Genomic DNA, 23,237 nt, shown 5'->3' on the forward strand with positions numbered 1-23,237 from the left:
TTCCGGCTCACGCCAGCAGTTGGTCGAGCCGTTCGCGCAGCTGATCCTGGTGATAAGGTTTTGCAAGCCGCGGCAGATCAAGCTGCGCGCCCTCAGGCAATTCGGCATAACCCGTTGCCAGCAGGATCGGCAGCGAGGGCCGCACCTGGCGCGTCGCAGCCGCAAGTTCAACACCAGTCATCCCGGGCATCACGTGATCGGTCATCATCAGGTCGATCGGCTGCTCGCTCCTGAGAATGTCGAGCGCATGGAGGCCTGAATTGGCGCCAATCACGTGGTGACCGAGGTCTTCCAGCATCTCCATGGTCGACATCGCAATCAGCGGATCGTCGTCGACGAACAGAATGACGGCCGAACGTCTTGTGCCTTGCGCCGCCGGCGCCGGAGCCTCGACCTCCGGTGCGGCGGTAGCCACCGGCAGCAGCAGCGTCGCTGTGGTGCCTTTTCCGACCGCGCTCGCAAGCCGCAAGGTGCCACCGAGCTGCACCGCCAGGCCGTGGACCATCGACAGGCCAAGGCCGGTGCCCTTGCCGAGCGGCTTGGACGAGAAGAATGGCTCGATCGCCCGCTCCAATGTCTCTGATGTCATGCCGGTACCGGTATCGATGACGGACAGCCTGAGGTAATGGCCCGGCGCCAACACGGCATCCCTGGTGATGCTCTGCTCGTCCACCTTGATGTCGATCGGACCGCCGTCGGGCATAGCGTCACGCGCGTTGATTGCCAGATTGAGGATCGCAAGCTCAAGCTGGTTGGGATCAATACGCGCCGGAGGCAGGCCGTCCTCGATGTCCAATCGCACCGCGACGCGCGGGCCAAGCGACCGCTCCAGCAGGTTGGTCATATCCTGAATCAGCGAACGGAGATCGACCGAGACTGCGCGCAAATCCTGCTGACGCGCGAAGGCCAACAGGCGCTGCGTCAACGAGGCACCCCGCTCCGCGCCTTGCATGGCGCCGTCAACCAGGCGGCGAAGCCGGGGATCGTCGGGCATGCGCTTGCGCAACAGATCGAGGTTGCCCATCACGGCCATCAGCAGATTGTTGAAATCATGCGCCACGCCGCCGGTAAGCTGTCCGATCGTCTCCATCTTCTGCGCTTGGCGCAATTGTTCCTGCGCCCTTTCACGCGCGGCGACTTCCTTCATCAGATCGGCGGTGCGCTGTTCGACGCGCTGTTCGAGGTTTGCGGTCAATTCGGCCAACGCCGTGCGTTCCGTCGCCAGTTGCTCCATCAGCTTCTCGCGTTCGATCTCGGCGGTCTTTCGAGCAGTGATGTCCGAGCAGACGCCGACTAGCGACTTGATGCTGCCGTCCGGCCGACGGACCGCGCGGGCGCGGGTGTCCACCCAGTGCAGCGAACCATCGCGCCAGATAATCCGATATTCGATGCGGTAGTCCCCACCGGTTTTGATCGCGTGATCGATGGCTTCAAGACGGCGCTCCCGGTCGTCGGGATGAACCGCAGCCGACAAATCCTGAAAGGTGAAAGACTCGCCCGGCTTGCGGCCGAAAAAGCGCGCGCAGGTTTCCGAGGCTTCGAGTTTGTATTCCGGCAAATGCAGTTCGAGCGCCCCGAGATGCCCGGCATTCAGCGCCGTCTGCAGCAGGTTTTCGCTCTCGGTAAGATCGGCCAGAATCGCACGGGTCTGGTATTGACGGCGCCGGGCGCGGACCGCCGAGCCGACGATACTGACCAACGTCGTCGGATGGAAAGGACGCTCAATGAAGGTGACGTTGCCGAGTGCCTGACCCAACCGCGCCGCGTCGGGATTCCGCTCCGGACCGCCGCCCTGATGGGTCAACAGCACGATTGGAAAGTCCGACCATGACGGCTGGCCGTTGAGCCAGCTCACGAGTCCGCGCAGATCCGCGGTCTTGATCGCCTCATCGGCAATCACGGCAAGGCCCGCGCCACCTTCGATCTCCTGCACGAGGGCTGCAAGATCGCCGCAGATATTGGCGTAGAAACCCGCTTCGCGAATCAGCACCGAGGCGACGGCGGCATCACGCCCCTTGGGCGCCAGGATCACAGCCCGCTCGGACGACGCGCCGGGCTTCACGGCTCTTCTTCCCGCAACGGCTTATCCGCATTCGTATTAATCGGAACTCCGCGCAACACTCCGTGGAAGTCGATAAGGGGCTCTCCGAGAGAGAGGCCGCGATTGTCGATTCGATACTCGCGAATGGTCGTTTCGTGCGAACCAGTGCGTTTCTTGATGATCGAGATCGCCCGTCGCACGTGCCCGAGTGCCTCGAAGTAACGCAGCAGGATCACGGTGTCGGCAAGATAGGTGACATCAATCGGCGCCTTCATGTCGCCGACCAGACCATGCTGCGCCACCGTCATGAACGTCGAGGCGCCCTGCCGGTTGAGGTACTGCAAGAGCTCGTGCATGTGCAGGATCAGCGAGTTCTCCTCCGGCATCGCGGCCTGATAGCCATTGAGGCTGTCGATCACGACCGTTTTGATCCGGTCCTCGTCGACCCTTTTGCGGACGCGATGCGCAAATTCGCCGGGCGAGAGTTCAGCCGCGTCGACTTGCTCGATGAACAGGCCGCCGGACCGCTGCATGGCATCGAGGTCGATGCCGAGCCCCTTCATGCGCTCGTACAGCAACCCCATCTCTTCGTCGAAAACGAATAGGGCTGCCTTTTCCCCGCGCGCGACGGCAGCAACGATAAACACGATCGAGATCAGGGACTTTCCGGTCCCCGCGGGACCGAGCACCAGCGTGCTCGAACCCCGGTCGACGCCGCCGCCGAGTAGTTGATCCAGTTCGGTGATGCCGCTCGTGAGCCTGCCGCGCGTGAAGCTGGTGCGATGTTCCGACGCGACCAGGCGTGGAAATACGTTCACGCCGCCGGTGGTGATCGTCATGTCGTGGTAGCCGCCGCGGAATTTTGTGCCGCGATATTTCACCACGCGGGTGCGCCGCCGTTCGGCGCCGTAGGCGGGAGCCAGTTCCTCCAGACGCAGCACACCATGCGCGACGCTGTGCACCGTCTTGTCCATCACTTCGGCCGTGAGATCGTCGAGCATGATCACGGTGGCACCGAACTTGGCGAAGTAGTGCTTCATCGCGAGAATCTGCCGCCGGTAGCGCAACGAGTTCTGCGCGAGCAGCCTGATTTCCGAAAGACTGTCGAGCACGACCCGGCTCGGCTTATGACGCTCGACCGCCTCAAAAATCTGCTTGGTGGTCTCGCCGAGTTCAAGATCAGACGAATAGAGCAGGCTTTGTTGCTGCTCCGAATCGAGCAGACTCTCGGGGGGCAGCAATTCGTAGATCGCGATCCCCTGATCGAGCGTCCAGCCATGCGACGCGGCGCCATCGCGCAGTTCGCGTTCGGTTTCGGACAGTGTGATGTAAAGTGTCTTCTCGCCGCTTTTTGCACCCTCCCGCAGGAACTGAAGTGCGATCGTCGTCTTGCCGGTACCCGGCGCTCCTTCAACGAGAAAAAGGTGACCGCGGGAAAACCCGCCGGCGAGAATATCGTCCAGCCCCCAAATGCCGGTTCTCGCTTTCGCAGCCAAACCCAACGAGTTCATAAAACACCCCCTAACCGGATGTAAACCGTTCGGGCATCATGCGGTTCCCTCGCAATGGAACTATTGCGGGAAGAACCCCGGCCAATCGCGCGCCATTTCTCGCCCAGCGGGGCGAAATCACCCGGGCCGATCTCGTGGCATTCGGCGTTTGCTGCGGGGGCGATCCACGCTGCGCGCTCTTCATGAACATCTGCGCGACCGGCGTCAGCCAGGTCGTGTCGTCAAGCGTTCCGGCCCGGATGTTGACGATTTGCTCGCGCCCGGCGCGGTCCCCGGAAATGCGGCCGCCGCATCAATTGGACGCCCGCATCAAAGCAACTCCACGCAACAGAACCGGGATTCAAGCGAGGCTGCGGTGATTCGTTCCCGCCGTGGGACGTGCCGCAGGGCTGGCAAATGCAGGGCTGGCAAATAATGCCGGCCCGCCGGGCTGCGGCATCCTCACGTGACAGCCTGACCGGGTCCGGGAACTTGCTTTCCTTTGCGCCGTTAGGCTCGGTGTTTTGGAAAGTATTTTGCCATGATTCGTCTGCTGTCGATTGTCGTCTTGAGTGTGCTCTGCATCCTTTCGGATCAAGCATCCGCCGGTGCGCTGAAGCCGCACGAAAGTGCGGCGTCCGACTTCAGCTCGCGTCAGCGGTGCGTGTGCAGCACCTCGCGCCTCTCTACCCGGGGCGTTCGCTATCGGCACTATCGCATCAGAACTGCATACTTGATCGGTTATGATCCGCTGCCATACCGCTTCGGCTCGACATTCGTATGGGAGCGGCCGTATAGGTATTATCGGCACTAGCCCGTGAAAAGCCGTGGACGAGACGAAAGGCGCTGGGGCCGGTGCTTTTGGAGCTACTGGCCGCCTCCACGGGGCGTCTTGGATAAAATCGTTTCTTGTGCCTTGTGAGCTGACAAGGCCGCTTCCCCTTCGGTGAATCTGCTCGCGTTACGTTTACGGGCGTCCCTTACAGAAGGGAACGGCGCGCCCAGCTTTCGGGCTCGCGTGCGAATGGAGTCGAGCGAACAACGAAAGATTGAAGCCGCGCGCGCGGCGGAAACATCACCAGCAACCAGCGACTTCAACCGCTCGCCATCTTCAATAGTCCAAGTTCTGTATCTGAAAGGGGTCATAGCTAGCTGTCGAGATGATGCCAATTCCCTGCAGCGGGAAAAACGGCCCCAGCGACTAAGGGGGAAGCGTGCGCTGAGGCCGTGAAGGCACGATGTCTAAATCCCATTAGACAGGACTCCAACTCGGAGCGATTGCCACTTGTTCCCGACAAATCGTGCGCAGAAATAGGGGCCTCAACTGCGGCCGCCGAAACTTAGAGGGTCACAGCGCGGTGCAGGATGTCCCCGGAGCCAGGATTCCACGTTCCGTCTGTCCCAACTGCAAATCTCGGGTGACCGACCGAGGTCGGGAAAAGTGGAACGTTCTTTTCGCCTCAACGTTAGGCAGGTCCGCGCTCAAGCGGATTGGAGATCACCGATGAAAAAGCTCTTGACGATTGCCGCTGCCGCGTCGCTTTTCGCCACCGCTGCCATTGCTCAGACGACCGTCACAACCGGCACCGGCCACGCTACCGTTCAGATCGAGCCGGAATATCGAACCAAGATTAAGACTTACGTAACCGAGAAGAAGGTTCGGCCCATCACGACGCAGGAACGCCTCGTCGTCGGCGCCAAGATCCCGACCAGCGTGGAGCTGGAGGCCGTGCCCGCGGATTGGGGACCGTCTGTCAGCAAATACCGGTACGTTTACTCTAACGATCGCGTGATGCTGGTCGATCCGGGCACCCGCACGATCGTCCACGAGATCGATTGACGACTTGCTCAATGATGCGGCTATTCAAGCCGCATCATTACTACATGCAAAAAGCCCGCAGCCGGTTCGGCCGCGGGCTTTTCTCTTATCCAGGTAGCGCTAATGAACTGCGCGAACCAAATAATATCCAACTCGACCTACGACAATCACAGCGGGAACAGCCCATGACAAAAGCACTGGCATAACTGCCTCCTCAACTTTCCACGGCGAACTAACGGCCGGGATTGCCACTTGTCCCCACCGGTTCCTCTCACCAGTGGTGACGGTGGCCGCGATGCCAGCGATGGTACCGAGGCCCGCTGCGGTAGGCGTAGGCGGACGAACCACGCGGCGGTACCACGGAGCGGCGACCAGACGACCCCGCCGCCGCGCCACGGCGCGGCTGCCAGGGCGGTATCAAGCCGCCCCTGCTCGCCTTTCGGCGTGAGCCTTGGTCTTCTCGAAATTATTCGGCACTTCGATATCGACCTCGAGCGTCGACACCGCAGGTCCCCGGTCCAGCTTGACCGTGACCTTGTCGGGATCGAGCTGGATGTGCTTTGAGACCACCGCGAGAATCTCTTCGCGCAGCGTCGCCAGCAGGTCAGGTTGGCCGCGCAGGCCGCGCTCGTGCGCCAGCAGGATCTGCAGCCGCTCCCGCGCCACCGGGGCGGTTGCCTTGCGGCCGCTGAACAGTCGAAGCAGATTCATGCTCATGCCGCCCTCCGTCCGAGCAATCGGTTCATCAGCCCCCTGCGTTCGGTCGGTACGACCATGTCGACGGTTTCGCCCATCAGGCGGCGGACCGCGTCGGTATAGGCGCGGGCCGGCGCACTGGCCACATTGTTCAGGGTGACGGGAGAGCCGACATTCGAGGCGCGCAGCACGTCCTGGCTCTCGGGGATGATGCCGAGCAGCGGGGTAGCAAGAATCTCGAGGATGTCGTCGATGCTCAGCATCTCGCCGCGTGCCGCGCGCGCCGGATCGAACCTTGTGATCAGGATGTGCTTGATCACCCGCTCGCCCTGCTCCGCCTTGACGGTCTTCGAATCGAGCATCCCGATGATGCGGTCGGAATCGCGCACCGAGGAGACTTCCGGGTTGGTGACGATCACGGCCTGGTCCGCATAGCGCATCGCCAGCATCGCGCCGCGTTCGATGCCTGCCGGACTGTCGCACAGGATCCAGTCGAACTTGGTCCGCAGCTCCTCAATGACCCGGCCGACGCCTTCGTCGGTCAGCGCGTCCTTGTCCCTGGTCTGGGAGGCGGGCAGCAACCACAGATTCTCCAGGCGCTTGTCGCGGATCAGCGCCTGCTGGAGCTTGGCGACGCCCTGCACCACGTTGATGAGGTCGAACACCACGCGCCGTTCCGCGCCCATCACCAGATCGAGGTTGCGCAGGCCGACGTCGAAGTCGATGACGACGACCTTCTCGCCGGCCTGGGCAAGTGCTGCACCGAGCGCGGCCGTGGACGTCGTTTTTCCAACGCCGCCCTTGCCTGATGTAACGACCAGGACATTTGCCATAATTGATCTCCGTAGCCGATTAGTTCAGCGGTGTAATTTTCATGGTGTCGCCTTGCAGCCAGGCCTGGGCCGGGCGGTTGCGCAGCGAGGCGTCGATTTCTTCAGCAGTCTGGTAGTAACCGTCGATGGCGAGCAGTTCCGCCTCGATCTTCTGGCAGTAAATCCTGGCCGACGAATTGCCGTTGACGCCGGCCATCGCCCGGCCGCGCAGCGTGCCGTACACATGGATCGATCCGCCGGCGACGATTTCCGCCCCTGAGCCAACCGAACCCAGCACGGTGACATCGCCATCGGTGAAGACGATCGACTGGCCCGAGCGGACCGGGCTGTCGAGCAGCAGCGAGTTCGGCTTCGGCTTGGCCTCGACCTTTTCCTCGGGCTTTTCCGCAGGCTCGGTTCGCGTGATGACGCAGGAACGACCGCCGGTCAAAAGCGGCGGCATGCTGGTGGTAAGTTTTTCGGCATCCACGCCCTCGATCCCCAGCACGCGGATGTTGCGTTCTTCCAGATTATTGACGAGGTGGGTGATGGCCGCGCGGCTGAGGTCCAGCGCCGCCAGGTCGAGCACGACAGGCTTGCCGACGAAGAACCCCGGCGAACGCGCCAGTGTCGCATCGATCTCCTCGAGCCAGCCGAGAATCGGAATCTCCGGTGTGAATACGAAGGCGACATACGAGCGGCCCCGCATGCGAACCAATTGTCGCGTTGCCCCCGCTGTTGCCTGCATGGTGGATCCACCCATTCCCGGTTACTGAATAATTAAAGATGGGACTGATTTGGTTAATGAGTGATTAATTGTGACAACTCATTCAGCGACCGCGTGGCGCCAGGAGAACGACACGAGAGCTACCCGAAGTTACAAATGAGCGGCGGCGGTCAGCAAAAGTGGTGGCAATGTGATCGATTGGTGCCGGGCCGGATCGGCTGACCGGCCGATCGCCCTCGCGTCAACGCCGCTCGATCACCAGGCTCTGGACGGCGCGGCCGAAATAGCCGCGTTCATCGGCCAGCCGTGCCATCGCGAGGCCCGCTCCGTCGGGGCCGATCCAGGATTCGGCGTCGAGCAGTATCCAGTCGCCGACCGGCTGGCGCGCGAAATTCACCGTGAGGTCGGCGTTGAGAAACGTCCATTGCCGGAAATCCAGCACCGCCGAGGTGCCGTTGCAGAAATCCGCCGCCACCATCGCGCGCATCGCCTGAGAGACCGCCGCCCCCTCGACGATCGGGCGATCGACGCGATACCAGATCGCGCCCGGACCGGGGACGCCGAATCGGCCGCGCGCGGCGCGCAGCGACATGCCGGTTACGAACGGGCTGGAAGAAAAATCCGCCGGCTCGACCCGCGACTGTTCCGGTCCGGGCAGCGTGACCTGTTCGATCTCGGCCTCGGGCGGCAATTCGTTGGCCTGCACCTTGATTTTCAAAATAGTGGCGGCGACCACCACGACGCCGTTGGCGCGAAGTTTTACCGCGCAGAGCTGGATCTTGCGGCCTTCGCGCAGAATCTCGGTCTCGATCGTCAGCGGCGCGACCGGCACCGGGCGCATCAGATCGACCGTCACCCGCGCGATCCGCATCGGTACCGGCGTCGGCAACGCTTCTGCCGCCCAGACCACCAATGCCGCCGGCGGCGAGCCGTGCTGCATGCTCGGATCCCACGGCCCCGCCGCGTGAGGGCTGGTGAGGACGCTATTGCCGTCCACGCGAAAAATAGCGTCCATCAATCCATGATCTCGCTCGTGAGAGAAGACAGCTTTCTGCCTGCTCTGCCTCGCGGAGTCGAGTGCCCTGTCAGGCAGCAAGCTCCGCCGCGATGATCGCGCCGAGTGCCATGTCGCTTTGCTGCCCGAACCCGTGGTGCACGATGCTGCCGTTTCGACCGATCAGAATGCTGGTTGGCGTACCCTGCATTCTATATCTCCCCATGGTGAGCGGTATCGGCGTCTCCTCACCGGCCTCATCGACCCCGATCGGAAATGTCAGGCGATATTCGTGGATGAAGGCCTGCAGCGACACCGGCGTCATGGCTGCGTGATGTTCGAACACGGTATGCAAGCCGATGACCTGAAGATCCGAGTTCTTGAAGAGCTCATGGGCGCGCTGGGTTTGCGGCGTGCCATGGGCGACGCATCCGGGACAAAGCATCTGAAATGCATGGAGCAGGACCGGCCGGCCGCGCAACGCGGAGAGCGTCAGCGCTTCATTGGTATTGAACCATCGCGACACAGCGATTTCGGGGGCGAGCGACACCAACATCTCTCCTGTTTGCATCCGGCCCATCAAGACCGCGGTTGAACTGATCCGTCAAATGAACGCCATGCCGCCATTGAGAATGATGGTTTGCCCGGTCATGTAATCGTTGCCGAGCACCATCGCGACGGCCTGCGCGACTTCCTCAGGCTGTCCCATTCGTCCGAGCGGAATATTGCGCGCAAGATCGGTGCGCCCGCGCATCATGTCGGTTTCAATCAGCGACGGCGCCACATTGTTGACCGTGATCCCCTCCTTCACGAGCCGCGCCGCGTACCCTCGCGTCAGTCCCTCGATGCCGGCCTTGGAGGCGTTGTAATGCGGGCCGATGGCGCCGGCGCCGCGTGCGGCACCCGACGAAATATTGACGATGCGGCCCCATTGGCGCGCCCGCATTGCCGGCAGCACGGCCTGCGTGCACAGGAAGACCGACTTCAGATTGACTGTGATGGTGCGGTCGAAATCGGCTTCGGAAAGTTCGTCGACGCTGCGCACGATTGCGATGCCGGCGTTGTTGACGAGAATGTCGATCGGACCGAGGTCGCGCGCGACCTGTTCGACCATCTTTGTGACGGCAGCAGCCTGCGACACGTCGGCGGCAACGGCGATGGCACGGCCACCACCGGCCTTGATTTTGGCGACGACCGCTTCCGCGTCATCCGCGCGCTCACGGTAATTGACCGCGACCGCGGCACCTTGCTCGGCGAGCATCAAAGCAATCGCAGCGCCGATGCCGCGCGAGCCACCCGTCACCAACGCGACACGCGCGCTTAGATCCTGTTTCGTTGTCATCGGTCATGATCCCATCAACGCAAGCGTGGACACGTGTGACGATATCATTTTGTTGCTCGTCATGCCCGGGCTTGTCCCGGGCATCCACGTCTTGCTTCACTTGAGCCAAGTAAGACGTGGATGGCCAGGACAAGCCCGGCCATGACGGAAAGTGAGTCACGCCACGCCGCCACCCACGCTCTCCAGGAACGCCTTCACCGTTGAGACCACCCCCGTGTCAGTCGCGACATAGCCGGGCAGGCTCGCCACTTCGCGCTGGAACTCGCGACCCTTCATGATGTCGATGACGCGGCGCATCGGTTCGGTCTCCAGAAACGCGCGCTTGCAGACAAAGAAATAATCCTCGGTCAGCAAGCGGATGAAATCGAGCCCGAATTGCCGTGCGGCCGCCTCGACGCCAAAACTGACATCGGCCATGCCGCTGGCGACGTAGGCGGCGACCGCCGCATGGGTGAATTCCATCTGCTGGGCGCCGTTGATTTTCGCTTCGTCGATCCTGTGCAACGCCAGCAACTGATCGAACAGCAGCCGCGTTCCGGAATCATGATCGCGGTTCACAAAGCGCGCCTTGCGATCGACGATATCCTTGATCGATGCAATTTCGAGCGGGTTGCCCGGCTTGACCATCAATCCCATTTCGCGCGTCACGAAACTGATGACGCGGTCCTCGCGCGGATCGAGCCATTCCTTGCATGCGCGGATGCCCTGGATGCGCAATTCGCCGCGCGGCAGATGCACGCCGGAGAGATCGCAGGCGCCCTGCGCCAGCGACAGCAGCGAATTCTGATTGCTGACATAGCGCAAATCGACGCCGATCCCGGGTTCGCGGTCGAGCAGTTCGCGCAGCTTCGAGACCGCAAAACCATGGCTGGCGTGGACGCGGATCACGGACGGACGCTGGTGCAGGAAGGGCTTGATCTCGGTCGCGAGCTCCTGCGCCAGATTTTCAAGCTGCGGGCCGAGACGGGCCTGCATCCGCTCACCGGCCCAGACCAGTTTTTCGCCGAACGCCGTCAGCGTCGTGCCCTTGCCGCGATGGGTCTCGACCAGCGGCACGCCGAAGAAATCCGACCATTGCTCGACCAGATTCCAGACGTGGCGATAGGACAGTTGGGCGTGCGTCGCCGCGCTGGTGAGCTTTCCGGTTTTGCGAATCTCGTTGAGAATTCCGAGCATCACCACGGCGGTCTGCGGGCTGCCCTCCTTGTGAAATCGCCAGACGGTTTCGATTTCGATGTGGTGCATTGGCTCTCAGCCTATGAAGTCGATTGCATATATTCGCGATCCATAGGCAGATCATATCATATTTGCTGCTGCGATAACCCTCCTAGTTTGAGATACAGAAACGGAGGAAATATGATGTCTATTGCATATGATTACGCCGCGACGGCGCCCGCGATCGCGGCCGCCAGGCCCCGGTTGCTGCTGATCGACGGCCAGCACGTGCCTTCGATCTCCGGGCGCACCTTCAAGACGCTCAATCCAGCCACCGAACAGCTCATCGCCACCGTGGCCGAAGGCAACGAGGCCGACGTCGATCGCGCCGTAGCCGCGGCCCGCCGCGCCTTCGAGGGTCCCTGGCGCAGCATGCGCGCCTCCGAGCGCGGGCAGATCCTGCTCCGGCTTGCGGAGCTGATGAAGAAGCACGCGGACGAAATCGCAGCGCTCGAAAGCCTCGATGCCGGCAAGCCGATCTCAGGCGTGCTGCGGCAGGATTTGCCAGCCGCGATCGACACGCTGACCTACTACGCGGGCTGGGCCGACAAGATCCACGGCGAGGTGGTCTCGACGCGGGACGACGCGCTGACCTACACCGTGCGCGAGCCGGTCGGGGTGGTCGCGGCGATCGTGCCCTGGAATTTTCCGCTGATGATCGGGATGTGGAAACTGGCGCCCGCGCTCGCCTGCGGCTGCACCATCGTGATGAAGCCTGCCGAACTGACCTCGCTGTCGGCACTGCGGATCGGCGAGTTGGCGCTGGAAGCCGGCCTGCCGCCCGGCGTGCTCAACATCGTGACCGGCCCCGGCCGGGTCGTCGGCGACGCGCTGGTCAATCATCCTGATGTCGACAAGGTCACGTTCACGGGCTCGCCCGGCGTCGGCCGCGGCATCCTGCGCGGCGCCGCCGGCAACTTCAAACGGGTCTCGCTCGAACTCGGCGGCAAGTCCGCCAACGTGATCTTCGACGACGCCGATATCGAGGCCGCCAGCAAGGCCGCGGCTTCGGGAATCTTCTTCAACGCAGGACAGGTGTGCTCGGCCGGCTCGCGCGTACTGGTCCATGAGAAGGTCTACGACGAAGTGGTCGAACGGCTGACGCAACGCGCCCAGTCGATCCGCATCGGCGATCCCGGTGATCGCGCCACGGCGCTCGGGCCCGTGATCTCCGAAAAACAGATGAAGAGCATCCTCGATTATGTCGATGTCGGCCAAAGGGAAGGCGCACTGCTGACCACCGGCGGGACACGCATCGGCACCCGCGGCTATTTCATCAGCCCCGCGGTGTTCGCCAATGTCGAACACGAGATGCGGATTTCGCAGGAGGAGATTTTCGGCCCGGTAGTGAGCGTCATCAAGTTTAGAGATGAAGCCGATGCGCTGCGGATCGCCAACGGCACCGCCTACAGTCTCGCGGCCGGGGTGTGGAGCCGCGACATCGGGCGGGTGCAACGTTTCGCAAAGCATGCAAAGGCCGGCACGGTCTGGATCAACACCTATGGCTATACCGACGTGCGCTTGCCATGGGGCGGCGTGCGCGATTCCGGCTTCGGCCGCGAACACGGCTCGGCCGCGATCGAGAATTTCACCGAGCCGAAGGCGGTGTGGATGAACTTGAGCGTGTGATGCTCACTTCCCCTCTCCCCTTGTGGGAGAGGGTGGCTTCGCGCAGCGAAGACGGGTGAGGGGTTCTATCCTCACGGTAACATTTTGAGATGAGGATAGAGACCCCTCATCCGGCGCCATAGCCGATGCAGGGCATCGGCGTTCTAAGAACGGCGGCCGAAGGCCGCCTATGCCACCTTCTCCCACAAGGGGAGAAGGAAAAAAAATCACAGCGGCGGATCGATCGCCTCTGCGTATTCCTTTTTGAACCGCGCGATCAGTTCGGCGGCCGGCAAGACTTTTGCGACACTGCCGACGCCCTGGCCGCTGCCCCAGATTTCCTTCCAAGCCTTAGGCTTTGCGCGCTCACCCGAAGCATCCGTGCCAAAACTCATCTTGGACGGATCTGACGTCGGCAGGTTTTCGGGATCCATGCCCGCCGCGACGATCGACGGCTTCAGATAATTGCCGTGCACTCCGGTGAACAGGTTGGAATAGACGATGTCTTCGGCGCCTGAGGTCGTGATCATCTGCTTGTAGCCTTCCACCGCATTGGCCTCTGCGGTGGCGATGAAGGCCGAGCCGATATAGGCGAAGTCGGCACCCAGTATGCGTGCCGCACGAATGGCCCGGCCGTTGGCAATCGCGCCCGACAACGCGATCGGACCATCGAACCACTGCCTCGTCTCGGCCACGAAGGCCAGTGGCGAGATCTCGCCGGCATGGCCGCCGGCGCCGGCCGACACCAGGACCAGGCCATCGGCACCTTTCTCAACCGCCTTGTGCGCGAACTTCTGGTTGATGACATCGTGGAACACGACACAGCCCCAGCCATGCGCCGCCTGGTTGAGTTCTTCGCGCGCGCCGAGCGAGGTGATCATCATCGGCACCTTGTGCTTCTCGCAAAGCGCCAGATCCTGATCGAGCCGGTTGTTCGACTTGTGCACGATCTGGTTGACCGCGAACGGTGCCGAGAGCCTGTCGGGATGCGCCTTGTCGTGAGCCGCGAGTTCTTCCTTGATCCGCGCCAGCCATTCGTCGAGCAGCGCCGGCGGCCGCGCGTTCAGCGCCGGAAACGATCCGACCACACCCGCCTTGCACTGCGCGATCACCAGATCAGGCACGGAAATGATGAACAGCGGCGCACCGATGACGGGGATCGACAGACGGCCCTTGAACAAGGCAGGCATGGACATTCGAAACAATCCTTTCGCGTGTTCCGGAACTGGTACGGGGCATCTGCCAAGAGATATCTCAAGAGATGCCGGACGTCATACCAACAAGGCAATCTTTCCAGTGTCAAGTATTGCGTTTTGGCGCTATTTCTTGCGCATGACCCTGCCCGAAACCGGTGCCCACTTTTCCGGGTCATGCGCTACTGGCATATCGCGCGAGTCACGTAATTTTCGGTCTTGCAGTCGCCCGGTTCGCGCTTGCGGCCCGGGATGAACACTTTCGGCGAGCATTTCTCGGCCGCGTCGGTGTCGAGGCTCTTGCCTTCCCTGTAACCCTTGGTCTGGCACAGTCTGTCGGCCCCGGCCTTGCAGTCCGGCGCGCCATTGGCCGACACCAGGCAGGCCGCGCGTCCGGTGACCATGATCGACGGAAGCATCATGTTCGGCCGGCTGTCGCCGGTATCCTTTGCAGCATCCTTTGCAGTATCCTGGGCGCGGGTGTTGGGGTCGGTCTCGCCTGGGCTCTTCAGGCTCGGCAGGATCGATTTGGATTTCTCGAGCAGCTTGCCGATTTCGTTGATCAGGCCGGGATTTTCCGGCTGCTGCGGCGGTTCGATCTGCTGCGGGGCCGGTCCCTGCGGCACTGGCTGCTGGGCCGGCGACTGCACGCCGAGCGAGGGCTGAGGCGCGCTTTGCGACCAGCCGGCGTCCGAGGCGAGCGCCAGCATCGACAGCGCGAGGCAAGCGGTCGCGAACGCCGTCCCGATTGAATTGAAAAGATGGCCGATTCGATCAGGCATGGAGCGAGCGTAGCCTGAAGCGGGCGTGTTCTGAAGCGTTTGGTCCGGCAAAGCGCCCCGCGCGCAGGTCAGACCAATTTAACCGCGATGACGAATCCGAGCACCAGCACCGCGGCGCCGATCGCGACCCAGAAACCGAGGCGCTTTTCCAGCTCGCTGCGAATGAGGTCGCCGTAACGGTTGAGCAGGATCGCGACCACGAAGAAGCGTCCGCCCCGCGCGATGATCGAGCACAGGATGAACAGCCAGATATTGTAGCCGGCGAATCCTGACGTGATGGTGACAAGCTTGTAGGGGATCGGCGTCAACCCCTTGCCGATGATGATCAGCGCGCCCCATTCGGCATAGGACTGACGGAACGCTTCGACCTTGCCGCTGAGACCATAGACGTTGATCAGCCACTGCCCGACCGAGTCGTACAGCAGCGCGCCGATGGCGTATCCGACCACACCGCCGGCAACCGAGGCGATCGTGCACACGGTCGCGAACCACCACGCCCGCTTCGGCCGCGCCAGCGACATCGGCAGCAGCATGACGTCGGGAGGGATCGGGAAGAACGAGCTTTCCGCGAACGATACCGCCGCCATAATCCAGAGTGCGTACGGCTTGTCGGCGGCGGCGAGGAACCAGTCGTAGGATCGTTTAAGCATGGCCGCATGAACCATCATGGAGCGGATTTGTCCATGCCGGCAGACGACGGAATTTTGGGAGATTTAGTGCCGCTTTCGCAGGCTGCGGCCTTCCAGCGCGACAATTCGCCGCCGAACCGCAGGTGGTGTCACCGCTTTGGGTAACGCCTTGGCCGAGGCCGCCTTGTCAGGAATCGCCTTGGGCGGCTTGACCGTCGATTTCGGCAGCTTCTCGGCGATGCCGAGCATCAGCTCGCGCCGCGCCATCTCGCGCCAGACATCCTCGGGCTTGACCCCGGCGGCTGCCCACAGAACGGTCAGGTTGTAGAGAAGATCAGCGCTCTCGCGGACCACCGCATCGGTATCGCCGTTGACGGCGTCGATCACGACTTCGATGGCTTCCTCGGCCAGCTTCTTGGCCATCTTGGCCGGGCCGCGCTGAAACAGCCGCGCCGTTCGCGAAATTGCCGGATCAAGATCCCTGGCCGCGAGCACCGCCTGATAAAGCCGTTCGAGCGAATCACTCATCCCTCAAACCTAATCGAAAGCCGTGGGCAGCGTGTTAACGGCCGGCTTGACAACCAAAAAAAATCCACCGGCCGGGGGCGGCCGGTGGATTCGTGTTTAACATCGGCCTTAACAACGCTCGCAATTACCAGTAGTTGGGATTCTTGTAGCCGCCATAGTACCGGTCACGGCCGTAGCCACCGCCGTAGTAGTAGGGGCCGCCGCCGTAATAGGCCGGGGGAGCGTAATAGGCCGGGCCGCCCCCGTAGTAACCGTAGCTGTTGCCATAGTAGTAATCGCGGCGGTTCTGGGCGGCCGCAATCGCGATGCCGGTGCCGACGATGCCGGCGAAGGCCGCAGCCGCCGCGGCGCCACCGCCGCCATAATATCTCCTGGCGCGCGAACTGAAATCAGTCGCGCCGCTGGTCCCCGTCGTGGCCGTTACATCCTTGGCGGGCGCGGCCGAGCCGGCGAAAGCTGCCGACGGCTGGTCCGTCAGGGCTAGCGCGACAACCGTCGCCACCGCGCCGGCGCGGCCGATCGATGAAAACACTCCTGTTCGTGCAAACATCTCAATGTCCTCCGTGGGAGCTTGGCCTGACAGGCCTCGAATTGCTAACCACTGGGCGGATATTAGGTTCCCCAAACCAAACGCAAGCTGAACGATCTCTGGCCAAATCGTGGCAGTCATCGCCCGTTCACGTTGGATGCGACAGAATGCCTGCGTTTAAGGCTTGTAATGCCGGTGTTCTTGTCCTGAAACAGACCTGCGATCCAACAGACTTGGCCGCGCGGCAACTTGTCCCATCTCCCAGTGACGTAAGCTCAATGCGTGCACGCCGAACCAACGCCCTTCGCTCGATGCTGGCCTCGCTTGCAGGCCTTTGCGGAGTGGTGTGCTTCGGTGCGGGGGTGAGCCTTGCCGCGGACGAACCACGACCGCCGCTCGCGATCCAGTTCTCGCTCGACCGCCCCATCGATGCGACGGACGCGCCTTTCGTGATGGCGGCCACCGGCGGCCTGTTCACCGCCGAGGGGCTCGCCGTCACCATCAACATCGCCAGCGGATCGCCGGATGCGATCGCGCGCGTCGCCGCCGGCACCAGCGATTTCGCGCTGGTCGACATCAACGCGCTGGTGCGTTTTCGCGACAAGGACAAGCAGGGCGTCCCGCCGGTCAAGGCGGTGTTCATGCTGTTCAACAAGGCCCCCTACGCCATCATCGCCCGCAAGAGCCGCGGCGTCCGGGCGCTGTCGGACATCGAAGGCAAGAATCTCGGCGTCGCCGAGGGGGATCTTTCGATCCGGCTATGGCCGGCGGTGGCGAAGCAGAACGGCATCAAGATCGCGAGCGTCAAGCAAAGCAATATCAGCGCCGCGGTGCGCGAGCCGATGCTGTCGGCGGGCCAGATCGATGCCGTCACCGGATTTTCCTATCTGTCGGCGATCAACCTGAAAGACCGTGGCGTGCCGGCCGACGATCTGGCGGTATTGAAGTTCGCCGACTATGGCTGCGACGCCTACGGTTTCGCCATTGTCGTCAACCCGGCGCTGGCGGCCACTAAACCGGAAGCGGTGAGAGGATTTGTGCGAGCGGTGATCGGCGGCACGCATCTGGCCATCAAGGACCCCGCGGCCGCAGTGACCGAGGTCGTCAACCGCATGGACGGCGGCTCGCGCGACCTGGAGCTCGAACGGCTGAGCGCCATCCTGCGCGACAATATCCTGACCGGCGAGGTCAGGCGCAACGGCATCGGCGGCATCGATATTGCGAGGTTCGAGCGGTCGATCGATCAGCTCGCGGAAGGCTTCAAATTCCAGAAGCGGCCGGTAGCAGCTGATATTTTCGACGACCAGTTCCTGCCCCCGGTCAACGGCCGGCTGATCAATTGAGTAAAAGTCGCGCGGACGCTGGTTCTCGGCGGCGATCCCTGATTAGAATGCGGCTCGACTGATCGCCCCGCCCCTCCAGTGCTTGCGGCATGTCCATGATTCGCCTTTACACCCGCGTCCTCGAGCTGCTCGGCAAAGAGGCGCGGCTGGGCTGGATTCTGGCCGGCGCCAATCTGCTGCTGGCCGGCGCGCAATTCGCCGAGCCCGTGCTGTTCGGCAAGATCATCGACGTGCTCTCCGGCAAGGCGGCGCCGGGTCCGCTGTCGTCGTCAGGCGCCTGGCCGCTGCTGGCGGCCTGGGTGGGGTTCGGTCTGTTCACTATCGCCTGCAGCGCCCTCGTCGCGCTCCATGCCGACAAGCTGGCGCACCGCCAGCGCCAGGCGGTGCTGACCGATTATTTCGAACACATCATGCAGCTGCCGCTGACCTTTCACACCGGCACCCATTCCGGGCGGCTGATGAAGGTGATGCTGAACGGCACGGATTCGCTGTGGCGGCTCTGGCTCGGATTCTTCCGCGAGCATTTTGCCGCGCTCATGTCCCTGGTGGTGCTGCTGCCGCTGTCGCTCTACATCAACTGGCGGCTGGCGATCCTGCTGTTCCTGCTGTGCGTGATATTCACGGTGCTGACCACGCTGGTGGTGCGCAAGACCTATGGCATGCAGAGCGAGGTCGAGGAGCATTACTCGGACCTCTCCGCGCGCGCTTCCGACGCGCTCGGCAACGTCGCGCTGGTGCAGAGCTTCGTGCGCATCGATGCCGAGGTGCAGGGCCTGCGCTATGTCGCCGACAAACTGCTCGCGGTGCAGATGCCGGTGCTCGGCTGGTGGGCGCTGGTCACCGTGATCACCCGCGCCTCCACCACCATCACCGTGCTCACGATCTTCACCGTCGGCATCTATCTGCACCAGCAGGGGCTGACCACGGTCGGCGAGATCGTGATGTTCGTTTCTTTCGCGACCATGCTGATCCAGAAGCTCGAACAGGTGGTCAGCTTCATCAACAGCGTGTTCATGGAAGCGCCGCGCCTGCAGGAATTCTTCGACGTGCTGGACGCCGTACCCGCGGTGCGCGATCGGCCCGGCGCTGTCGACACCGGCCGGCTCTCCGGCCTGGTCGAATTCAACGACGTCTCGTTCTCCTATGACGGCAAACGGCCCGCGATCGAGGATCTGTCCTTCACCGCTTTGCCCGGCCAGACCATCGCGCTGGTCGGCCCGACCGGCGCCGGCAAATCGACGGCGATCGCGCTGCTGCATCGCGCGTTCGATCCGCAGTCCGGCATCATCAAAATCGACGGCATGGATGTCCGCGCCCTGAAGCTGACCGCGCTGCGGCGGAATATCGGCGTGGTGTTCCAGGAGGCACTGCTGTTCAACCGCTCGCTCGCCGACAATCTGCTCGTCGGCAAACCGGACGCCACTGAAGAAGAAATGCGCATCGCGGCGACGCGGGCGCAGGCGCTCGAATTCATCGAACGCAGCGACAGGAAGTTCGAGACCCATGCCGGCGAGCGCGGCCGCATGCTGTCCGGCGGCGAACGGCAACGGCTGTCGATCGCGCGCGCGCTGTTGAAGGACCCGCCGATCCTGATCCTCGATGAGGCCACCAGCGCGCTCGACGCGGTCACCGAGGCAAAAGTCAACGCCGCTCTCGACGAAGTGATGAAGGGCCGCACGACCTTCGTGATCGCCCACCGGCTTTCGACCATCCGCAACGCGACGCGCATCCTGGTGTTCGACAACGGACGTGTGATCGAAAGCGGAACTTTCGATGAACTGGTGGCCAAAGGCGGCCGCTTTGCGGAACTCGCGCGGGCCCAGTTCATGGTGCAGGCCGACGCGCGGGCCAGCATTGAGACACATTAGCCCCACCCCTGCGCGGCATCCGGATTGAATTATCTGCCGAATTTGCGTCTATTTCGTCCACTATTTCGTGCACGATTTAATTGGCGAACCTCTGTTCTGGAACGGCAAGCCGGTATAGGTTTGCAGCCGCCGTGAGCGACGGCACCGGACACGCTTGAAACCCGAACGTCAGATATCAGGACCTCCTTTTGTCAAGGCGGGTCTCAAAGGACCGGAACGCAAAAGTGCATTTTCATCGCCCGCGGCTTCGCCATTCGTTGTTAAACCTGATCCTGCTCGTCGCCGCGCTTGCGTTGGTCACGCCGCGCACCGCGCATGCCGAGGCGCTGCTGGTCGTCGAAGCCGACACCGGCAAGGTGTTGCAGGCCGAAAATGCGACGATGCCCTGGTATCCGGCCTCGGTGACCAAGATCATGACGGCTTACGTCACGCTGAAGGCCGTCAAGGAAGGACGCCTCCGCCTAGACAGCGTGCTGACGGTTTCGCCGGTGGCCGCCTCGCAGTCGCCGTCGAAGATGGGCTTCAAACCGGGCACGCAGGTCACCGTCGAGAACGCGCTGGCGATGGTGATGGTGAAGTCGGCCAACGACATGGCCGTGGTGCTCGCCGAAGGCGTCGGTGGCTCCGTCGACGGCTTCTCGGGCATGATGAACGCGACCGCGCAGCGGCTCGGCATGACGCAGACGAGCTACGTCAATCCTAACGGCCTGCCCGCCGATGGCCAGATCACCTCGGCGCGCGATCTTGCGATTTTGGCGCGTGCCGTGATTCGCGATCTGCCCGAATACGAATATTTCATGCACATCCCGGCGATCCGTTTCGGCCGCCGCACCACCAACAATTTCAACAAGCTGATCGGCCGCTATGCCGGCGCCGACGGCTTCAAGACCGGCTTCATCTGCGCGTCCGGATACAATCTGGTGGCCTCGGCGACGCGCGACGGCAAGCGGCTGATCGCGGTCGTGCTCGGCTCGACCTCGGGCCAGGCGCGGGCGGTGCGCGCCGCCCAGCTCTTGGAGCGCGGCTTTGCCAGCAACGGGCTGGGATGGCTGCGGCCCTCGCTCGGCGCCGTCGATAATCTGGTGCCGATCGACGCCACGCCGCCGAACCTGCGCGAGGAGATGTGCAACGGCAAACGCAAGCGGCCCGCCACCGACGAGGATGCGGACACGACAATGGCCGCCGCCAGCGAGGGCCAAAGCCCGGCACTGGCTTTCTTCTCCGCAGGACTGCAGGCGCCGACGGCAAAACCCTCGGAGCTGCTCGCCGCGGCGTACACCGCTGGCGAGCCCATGGTGGTCTATACCGGCCCGAAGAAGACCGGTCCGGAGCTGATCGCCGCCGTGGCCGCGGATGACCAAAAGCAGGTTACGCGGCGCGGCAAGAAATCGCAGGTCGCAGTCGCGGCGAAGAAGCCGGACGCGGATAAGGCCAAGTCTGAAGCCAAGTCTGAAGCCAAGTCTGAAGCGAAGACCGCCGCCAGGACCGAGGCCACAAAACCCGCGGCCAAGCCGGCCGCGGCCCGGCACGCGAATGTCAAACCGGACGCCGCCGCCGCAAAGCCTGCTGCCGCCGCCAAGCCTGCGGCAGCTTTAAAGCCTGTGGCAGCTGCAAAGCCTGCCGCAGCTGCCAAGCCCGCCGCCAGGCCGGCCGAGAAACCTGCCGCTTCGGGCGACAAGCCGGCCGCGAAGCCCGCCAAGCCCAACGCCGCCGCAAAACCTAAGAGCGAATCCAAACCGGCTGGTTAAAGAACCCGCAAGGCCCGGCAATCAAGGCGCTTTTCGCCCGTTCCGGACGTTGACTTGTTGATTCCCAATGCGTCGATAGCGCGCAGCCGCTTGCCATCGGCGGCGGCATTCACAATACTGCCAAAAACGAGGCATCCCGGCCCAAGAATTCGAGAAATCGGGAACTAACCAGAGGGGAAATATCATGGAGCGGATCTGGCTCAAGCAATATCCGGCCGGCGTGCCCGCCGATATCGACGTCAATCAGTACTCGTCGCTCGTCGAGTTGCTGGAAGAGAGCTTCAAGAAGTTCGCCGACCGCAAGGCGTTCATCTGCATGGACAAGTCGATCAGCTACCGCGACCTCGACCAGATGTCGGCTGCCCTTGGCGCCTATCTGCAGAGCAAGGGCCTGCAAAAGGGCGCCCGCGTCGCGCTGATGATGCCGAACGTGCTGCAGTATCCGGTCTCGACCGCCGCCGTGCTGCGCGCCGGCTATGCGGTGGTGAACGTCAACCCGCTCTACACCCCGCGTGAACTCGAACATCAGCTCAAGGATTCCGGCGCCGAGGCGATCGTGGTGCTGGAGAATTTCGCCACCACGGTGCAGCAGGTGATCGCCAGGACCGCGGTCAAGCATGTGATCGTCGGCAGCATGGGCGACCTGCTCGGCTTCAAGGGCGTGATCGTCAATCTGGTGGTCCGCAAGGTGAAGAAGATGGTGCCGGCCTGGTCGATCCCGGGCTCCGTCTCCTTCAACGACGCGCTGGCCGCCGGCCGCGGCATGCAACTCAGCAAGCCGCAACTCAGCCGCGATGACGTCGCCTTCCTGCAATATACCGGCGGCACGACCGGCGTTTCCAAGGGCGCGACGCTGCTCCACCGCAACATCCTCGCCAACGTGCTGCAGAACGACGCCTGGCTGCAGCCGGCGCTGAAGAAGCCGCCGCACGTCGACGAACTGTTCATCGTCTGCGCGCTGCCGCTCTATCATATCTTCGCGCTGACGGCGTGCTTCCTGCTCGGGGTGCGGGCCGGCGGCGTCAATCTGTTGATTCCGAATCCGCGCGACATGCAGGGCTTCATCAAGGAGCTGATGAAATACCAGGTCAACAGCTTCCCGGCGGTCAACACGCTGTACAACGGCCTGTTGAACTCGCCCGGTTTCGAGAAGGTCGATTTCTCCAAGCTGAAGACCTCGTTCGGCGGCGGCATGGCGACGCAAAAGGCGGTGGCCGAGAAATGGCTCAAGGTCACCGGCTGCGCGCTGTCGGAAGGCTACGGCCTGTCGGAAACCTCGCCGACGCTGACCTGCAACCCCGCCGACACCGACAAGTTCTCCGGTTCGATCGGCATTCCCGTGCCCTCGACTTACCTCTCGATCCGCGACGATGACGGCAAGGAAGTGCCGCTCGGCGAAGCCGGCGAGATCTGCGCCAAGGGTCCGCAGGTGATGGCGGGCTACTGGAACCGGCCGGAAGAGACCGCGAATGTGATGACGGCGGACGGCTTCTTCCGCACCGGCGACATCGGCGTAATGACGCCGGACGGCTACACCAAGATCGTCGACCGCAAGAAGGACATGATCCTGGTCTCCGGCTTCAACGTCTATCCGAACGAGATCGAGGAAGTGATCGCCAGCCATCCGGGCGTGCTGGAGTGCGCCGTGATCGGCGTCCAGGACTCCAAGTCAGGCGAGGCGGTCAAGGCCTTCATCGTCAAGAAGGACCCGAACCTCACGGCCGACGACGTCATCAAGTTCTGCGGCACGCAGCTGACCGCCTACAAGGTCCCCAAGCAGATCGAGTTCAGGACCGACCTGCCCAAGACCAATGTCGGCAAGATCCTGCGCCGCGAACTGCGCGACGAAAAGAAGGCCGCGGCCTGAGACCGA

At 62.9% G+C, this 23,237-nt stretch carries 20 protein-coding genes; 6 read left to right on the forward strand and 14 right to left on the reverse strand.

Going from position 1 to position 23,237, the window contains the following annotated elements:
- Window positions 1-7: 7 nt before the first annotated feature.
- The gene (locus JQ574_RS02825) at window positions 8-2,062 is read right to left on the reverse strand and encodes a hybrid sensor histidine kinase/response regulator (protein WP_212209833.1); all 2,055 of its coding nucleotides are present in this window, start codon (window positions 2,060-2,062) and stop codon (window positions 8-10) included.
- Window positions 2,059-3,552, reverse strand: a complete 1,494-nt coding sequence (locus tag JQ574_RS02830) for an ATPase domain-containing protein (RefSeq protein ID WP_212209834.1) — start codon at window positions 3,550-3,552, stop codon at window positions 2,059-2,061. The genes JQ574_RS02825 and JQ574_RS02830 overlap by 4 nt, the downstream gene beginning before the upstream one ends.
- A gap of 1,483 nt (window positions 3,553-5,035) precedes the next feature.
- Here JQ574_RS02830 and JQ574_RS02835 point away from each other — a divergent pair.
- Window positions 5,036-5,371, forward strand: a complete 336-nt coding sequence (locus JQ574_RS02835; RefSeq protein ID WP_212209835.1) for a DUF1236 domain-containing protein — start codon at window positions 5,036-5,038, stop codon at window positions 5,369-5,371.
- Between the two features lie 396 nt (window positions 5,372-5,767).
- Here the strand turns inward: JQ574_RS02835 and minE are convergent, their stop codons facing one another.
- The 7 genes from minE to JQ574_RS02870 form a co-directional block, all read right to left on the reverse strand.
- Window positions 5,768-6,067, reverse strand: a complete 300-nt coding sequence (gene minE, locus JQ574_RS02840) for a cell division topological specificity factor MinE (RefSeq protein ID WP_212209836.1) — start codon at window positions 6,065-6,067, stop codon at window positions 5,768-5,770.
- Window positions 6,064-6,879: a septum site-determining protein MinD gene (gene minD, locus JQ574_RS02845; protein WP_212209837.1), complete on the reverse strand. Its 816-nt coding sequence runs from the start codon at window positions 6,877-6,879 to the stop codon at window positions 6,064-6,066. Before minD ends, minE begins: the two co-directional genes overlap by 4 nt.
- Before the next feature lie 19 nt (window positions 6,880-6,898).
- Entirely contained in the window at window positions 6,899-7,606 is a 708-nt protein-coding gene (minC, locus tag JQ574_RS02850; protein WP_212209838.1) for a septum site-determining protein MinC, read from the reverse strand.
- 220 nt (window positions 7,607-7,826) lie between these two features.
- The gene (locus JQ574_RS02855; RefSeq protein WP_212209839.1) at window positions 7,827-8,600 is read right to left on the reverse strand and encodes a thioesterase family protein; all 774 of its coding nucleotides are present in this window, start codon (window positions 8,598-8,600) and stop codon (window positions 7,827-7,829) included.
- 70 nt (window positions 8,601-8,670) lie between these two features.
- Window positions 8,671-9,135 (reverse strand): peroxiredoxin, encoded by a 465-nt coding sequence (locus JQ574_RS02860; RefSeq protein WP_212209900.1) that lies wholly within the window; start codon window positions 9,133-9,135, stop codon window positions 8,671-8,673.
- A 48-nt stretch (window positions 9,136-9,183) separates the two neighbouring features.
- Entirely contained in the window at window positions 9,184-9,921 is a 738-nt protein-coding gene (locus JQ574_RS02865; protein WP_212209840.1) for an SDR family NAD(P)-dependent oxidoreductase, read from the reverse strand.
- A gap of 156 nt (window positions 9,922-10,077) precedes the next feature.
- Window positions 10,078-11,166, reverse strand: a complete 1,089-nt coding sequence (locus JQ574_RS02870; RefSeq protein ID WP_212209841.1) for a substrate-binding domain-containing protein — start codon at window positions 11,164-11,166, stop codon at window positions 10,078-10,080.
- A 114-nt stretch (window positions 11,167-11,280) separates the two neighbouring features.
- Here JQ574_RS02870 and JQ574_RS02875 point away from each other — a divergent pair, with 114 nt between their 5' ends.
- Complete coding sequence (locus tag JQ574_RS02875; RefSeq protein WP_212209901.1) at window positions 11,281-12,765, forward strand: aldehyde dehydrogenase family protein; 1,485 nt, start codon at window positions 11,281-11,283, stop codon at window positions 12,763-12,765.
- A 206-nt stretch (window positions 12,766-12,971) separates the two neighbouring features.
- On the opposite strand, the gene JQ574_RS02880 is transcribed toward JQ574_RS02875, so the two are convergent.
- The 5 genes from JQ574_RS02880 to JQ574_RS02900 all read right to left on the reverse strand — a co-directional run bounded on the left by JQ574_RS02880 (window position 12,972) and on the right by JQ574_RS02900 (window position 16,426).
- Window positions 12,972-13,940, reverse strand: coding sequence for a nitronate monooxygenase family protein (locus JQ574_RS02880; RefSeq protein WP_212209842.1), 969 nt, complete (start codon window positions 13,938-13,940; stop codon window positions 12,972-12,974).
- A 179-nt stretch (window positions 13,941-14,119) separates the two neighbouring features.
- Window positions 14,120-14,719, reverse strand: coding sequence for a hypothetical protein (locus JQ574_RS02885; protein WP_409363415.1), 600 nt, complete (start codon window positions 14,717-14,719; stop codon window positions 14,120-14,122).
- 68 nt (window positions 14,720-14,787) lie between these two features.
- Window positions 14,788-15,387, reverse strand: coding sequence for a YqaA family protein (locus JQ574_RS02890; protein WP_212209843.1), 600 nt, complete (start codon window positions 15,385-15,387; stop codon window positions 14,788-14,790).
- Window positions 15,388-15,432: 45 nt separating this feature from the next.
- The gene (gene hisE / locus JQ574_RS02895) at window positions 15,433-15,876 is read right to left on the reverse strand and encodes a phosphoribosyl-ATP diphosphatase (RefSeq protein WP_212209844.1); all 444 of its coding nucleotides are present in this window, start codon (window positions 15,874-15,876) and stop codon (window positions 15,433-15,435) included.
- Between the two features lie 124 nt (window positions 15,877-16,000).
- Entirely contained in the window at window positions 16,001-16,426 is a 426-nt protein-coding gene (locus JQ574_RS02900; RefSeq protein WP_212383265.1) for a hypothetical protein, read from the reverse strand.
- Between the two features lie 257 nt (window positions 16,427-16,683).
- Here JQ574_RS02900 and JQ574_RS02905 point away from each other — a divergent pair, with 257 nt between their 5' ends.
- From JQ574_RS02905 to JQ574_RS02920, 4 genes are all read left to right on the forward strand, one after another.
- Complete coding sequence (locus JQ574_RS02905; RefSeq protein WP_212209846.1) at window positions 16,684-17,748, forward strand: ABC transporter substrate-binding protein; 1,065 nt, start codon at window positions 16,684-16,686, stop codon at window positions 17,746-17,748.
- A gap of 89 nt (window positions 17,749-17,837) precedes the next feature.
- On the forward strand, window positions 17,838-19,616 hold the full coding sequence (locus JQ574_RS02910; RefSeq protein WP_212209847.1) for a glucan ABC transporter ATP-binding protein/ permease: 1,779 nt from the start codon (window positions 17,838-17,840) through the stop codon (window positions 19,614-19,616).
- A gap of 224 nt (window positions 19,617-19,840) precedes the next feature.
- Entirely contained in the window at window positions 19,841-21,364 is a 1,524-nt protein-coding gene (locus JQ574_RS02915) for a D-alanyl-D-alanine carboxypeptidase family protein (protein ID WP_212209848.1), read from the forward strand.
- 184 nt (window positions 21,365-21,548) lie between these two features.
- Window positions 21,549-23,231, forward strand: a complete 1,683-nt coding sequence (locus JQ574_RS02920) for a long-chain fatty acid--CoA ligase (RefSeq protein WP_212209849.1) — start codon at window positions 21,549-21,551, stop codon at window positions 23,229-23,231.
- Window positions 23,232-23,237 lie beyond the last annotated feature (6 nt).

Origin of the sequence: Bradyrhizobium sp. AUGA SZCCT0158, from assembly GCF_018130065.1 — a bacterium.
GTDB lineage: Bacteria > Pseudomonadota > Alphaproteobacteria > Rhizobiales > Xanthobacteraceae > Bradyrhizobium.

Coding starts and splice junctions, on each gene's coding strand:
- JQ574_RS02890 (WP_212209843.1), bottom strand. CDS start 15,387: ATGATGGTTCATGCGGCCATGCTTAAACGATCCTACGACTGGTTCCTC.
- minE (WP_212209836.1), bottom strand. CDS start 6,067: ATGAGCATGAATCTGCTTCGACTGTTCAGCGGCCGCAAGGCAACCGCC.
- minC (WP_212209838.1), bottom strand. CDS start 7,606: ATGCAGGCAACAGCGGGGGCAACGCGACAATTGGTTCGCATGCGGGGC.
- hisE (WP_212209844.1), bottom strand. CDS start 15,876: ATGAGTGATTCGCTCGAACGGCTTTATCAGGCGGTGCTCGCGGCCAGG.
- JQ574_RS02835 (WP_212209835.1), top strand. CDS start 5,036: ATGAAAAAGCTCTTGACGATTGCCGCTGCCGCGTCGCTTTTCGCCACC.
- JQ574_RS02920 (WP_212209849.1), top strand. CDS start 21,549: ATGGAGCGGATCTGGCTCAAGCAATATCCGGCCGGCGTGCCCGCCGAT.
- JQ574_RS02870 (WP_212209841.1), bottom strand. CDS start 11,166: ATGCACCACATCGAAATCGAAACCGTCTGGCGATTTCACAAGGAGGGC.
- JQ574_RS02865 (WP_212209840.1), bottom strand. CDS start 9,921: ATGACAACGAAACAGGATCTAAGCGCGCGTGTCGCGTTGGTGACGGGT.
- JQ574_RS02885 (WP_409363415.1), bottom strand. CDS start 14,719: ATGCCTGATCGAATCGGCCATCTTTTCAATTCAATCGGGACGGCGTTC.
- JQ574_RS02875 (WP_212209901.1), top strand. CDS start 11,281: ATGTCTATTGCATATGATTACGCCGCGACGGCGCCCGCGATCGCGGCC.
- JQ574_RS02830 (WP_212209834.1), bottom strand. CDS start 3,552: ATGAACTCGTTGGGTTTGGCTGCGAAAGCGAGAACCGGCATTTGGGGG.
- JQ574_RS02905 (WP_212209846.1), top strand. CDS start 16,684: ATGCGTGCACGCCGAACCAACGCCCTTCGCTCGATGCTGGCCTCGCTT.
- JQ574_RS02855 (WP_212209839.1), bottom strand. CDS start 8,600: ATGGACGCTATTTTTCGCGTGGACGGCAATAGCGTCCTCACCAGCCCT.
- JQ574_RS02900 (WP_212383265.1), bottom strand. CDS start 16,426: ATGTTTGCACGAACAGGAGTGTTTTCATCGATCGGCCGCGCCGGCGCG.
- minD (WP_212209837.1), bottom strand. CDS start 6,879: ATGGCAAATGTCCTGGTCGTTACATCAGGCAAGGGCGGCGTTGGAAAA.
- JQ574_RS02860 (WP_212209900.1), bottom strand. CDS start 9,135: ATGTTGGTGTCGCTCGCCCCCGAAATCGCTGTGTCGCGATGGTTCAAT.
- JQ574_RS02910 (WP_212209847.1), top strand. CDS start 17,838: ATGTCCATGATTCGCCTTTACACCCGCGTCCTCGAGCTGCTCGGCAAA.
- JQ574_RS02880 (WP_212209842.1), bottom strand. CDS start 13,940: ATGTCCATGCCTGCCTTGTTCAAGGGCCGTCTGTCGATCCCCGTCATC.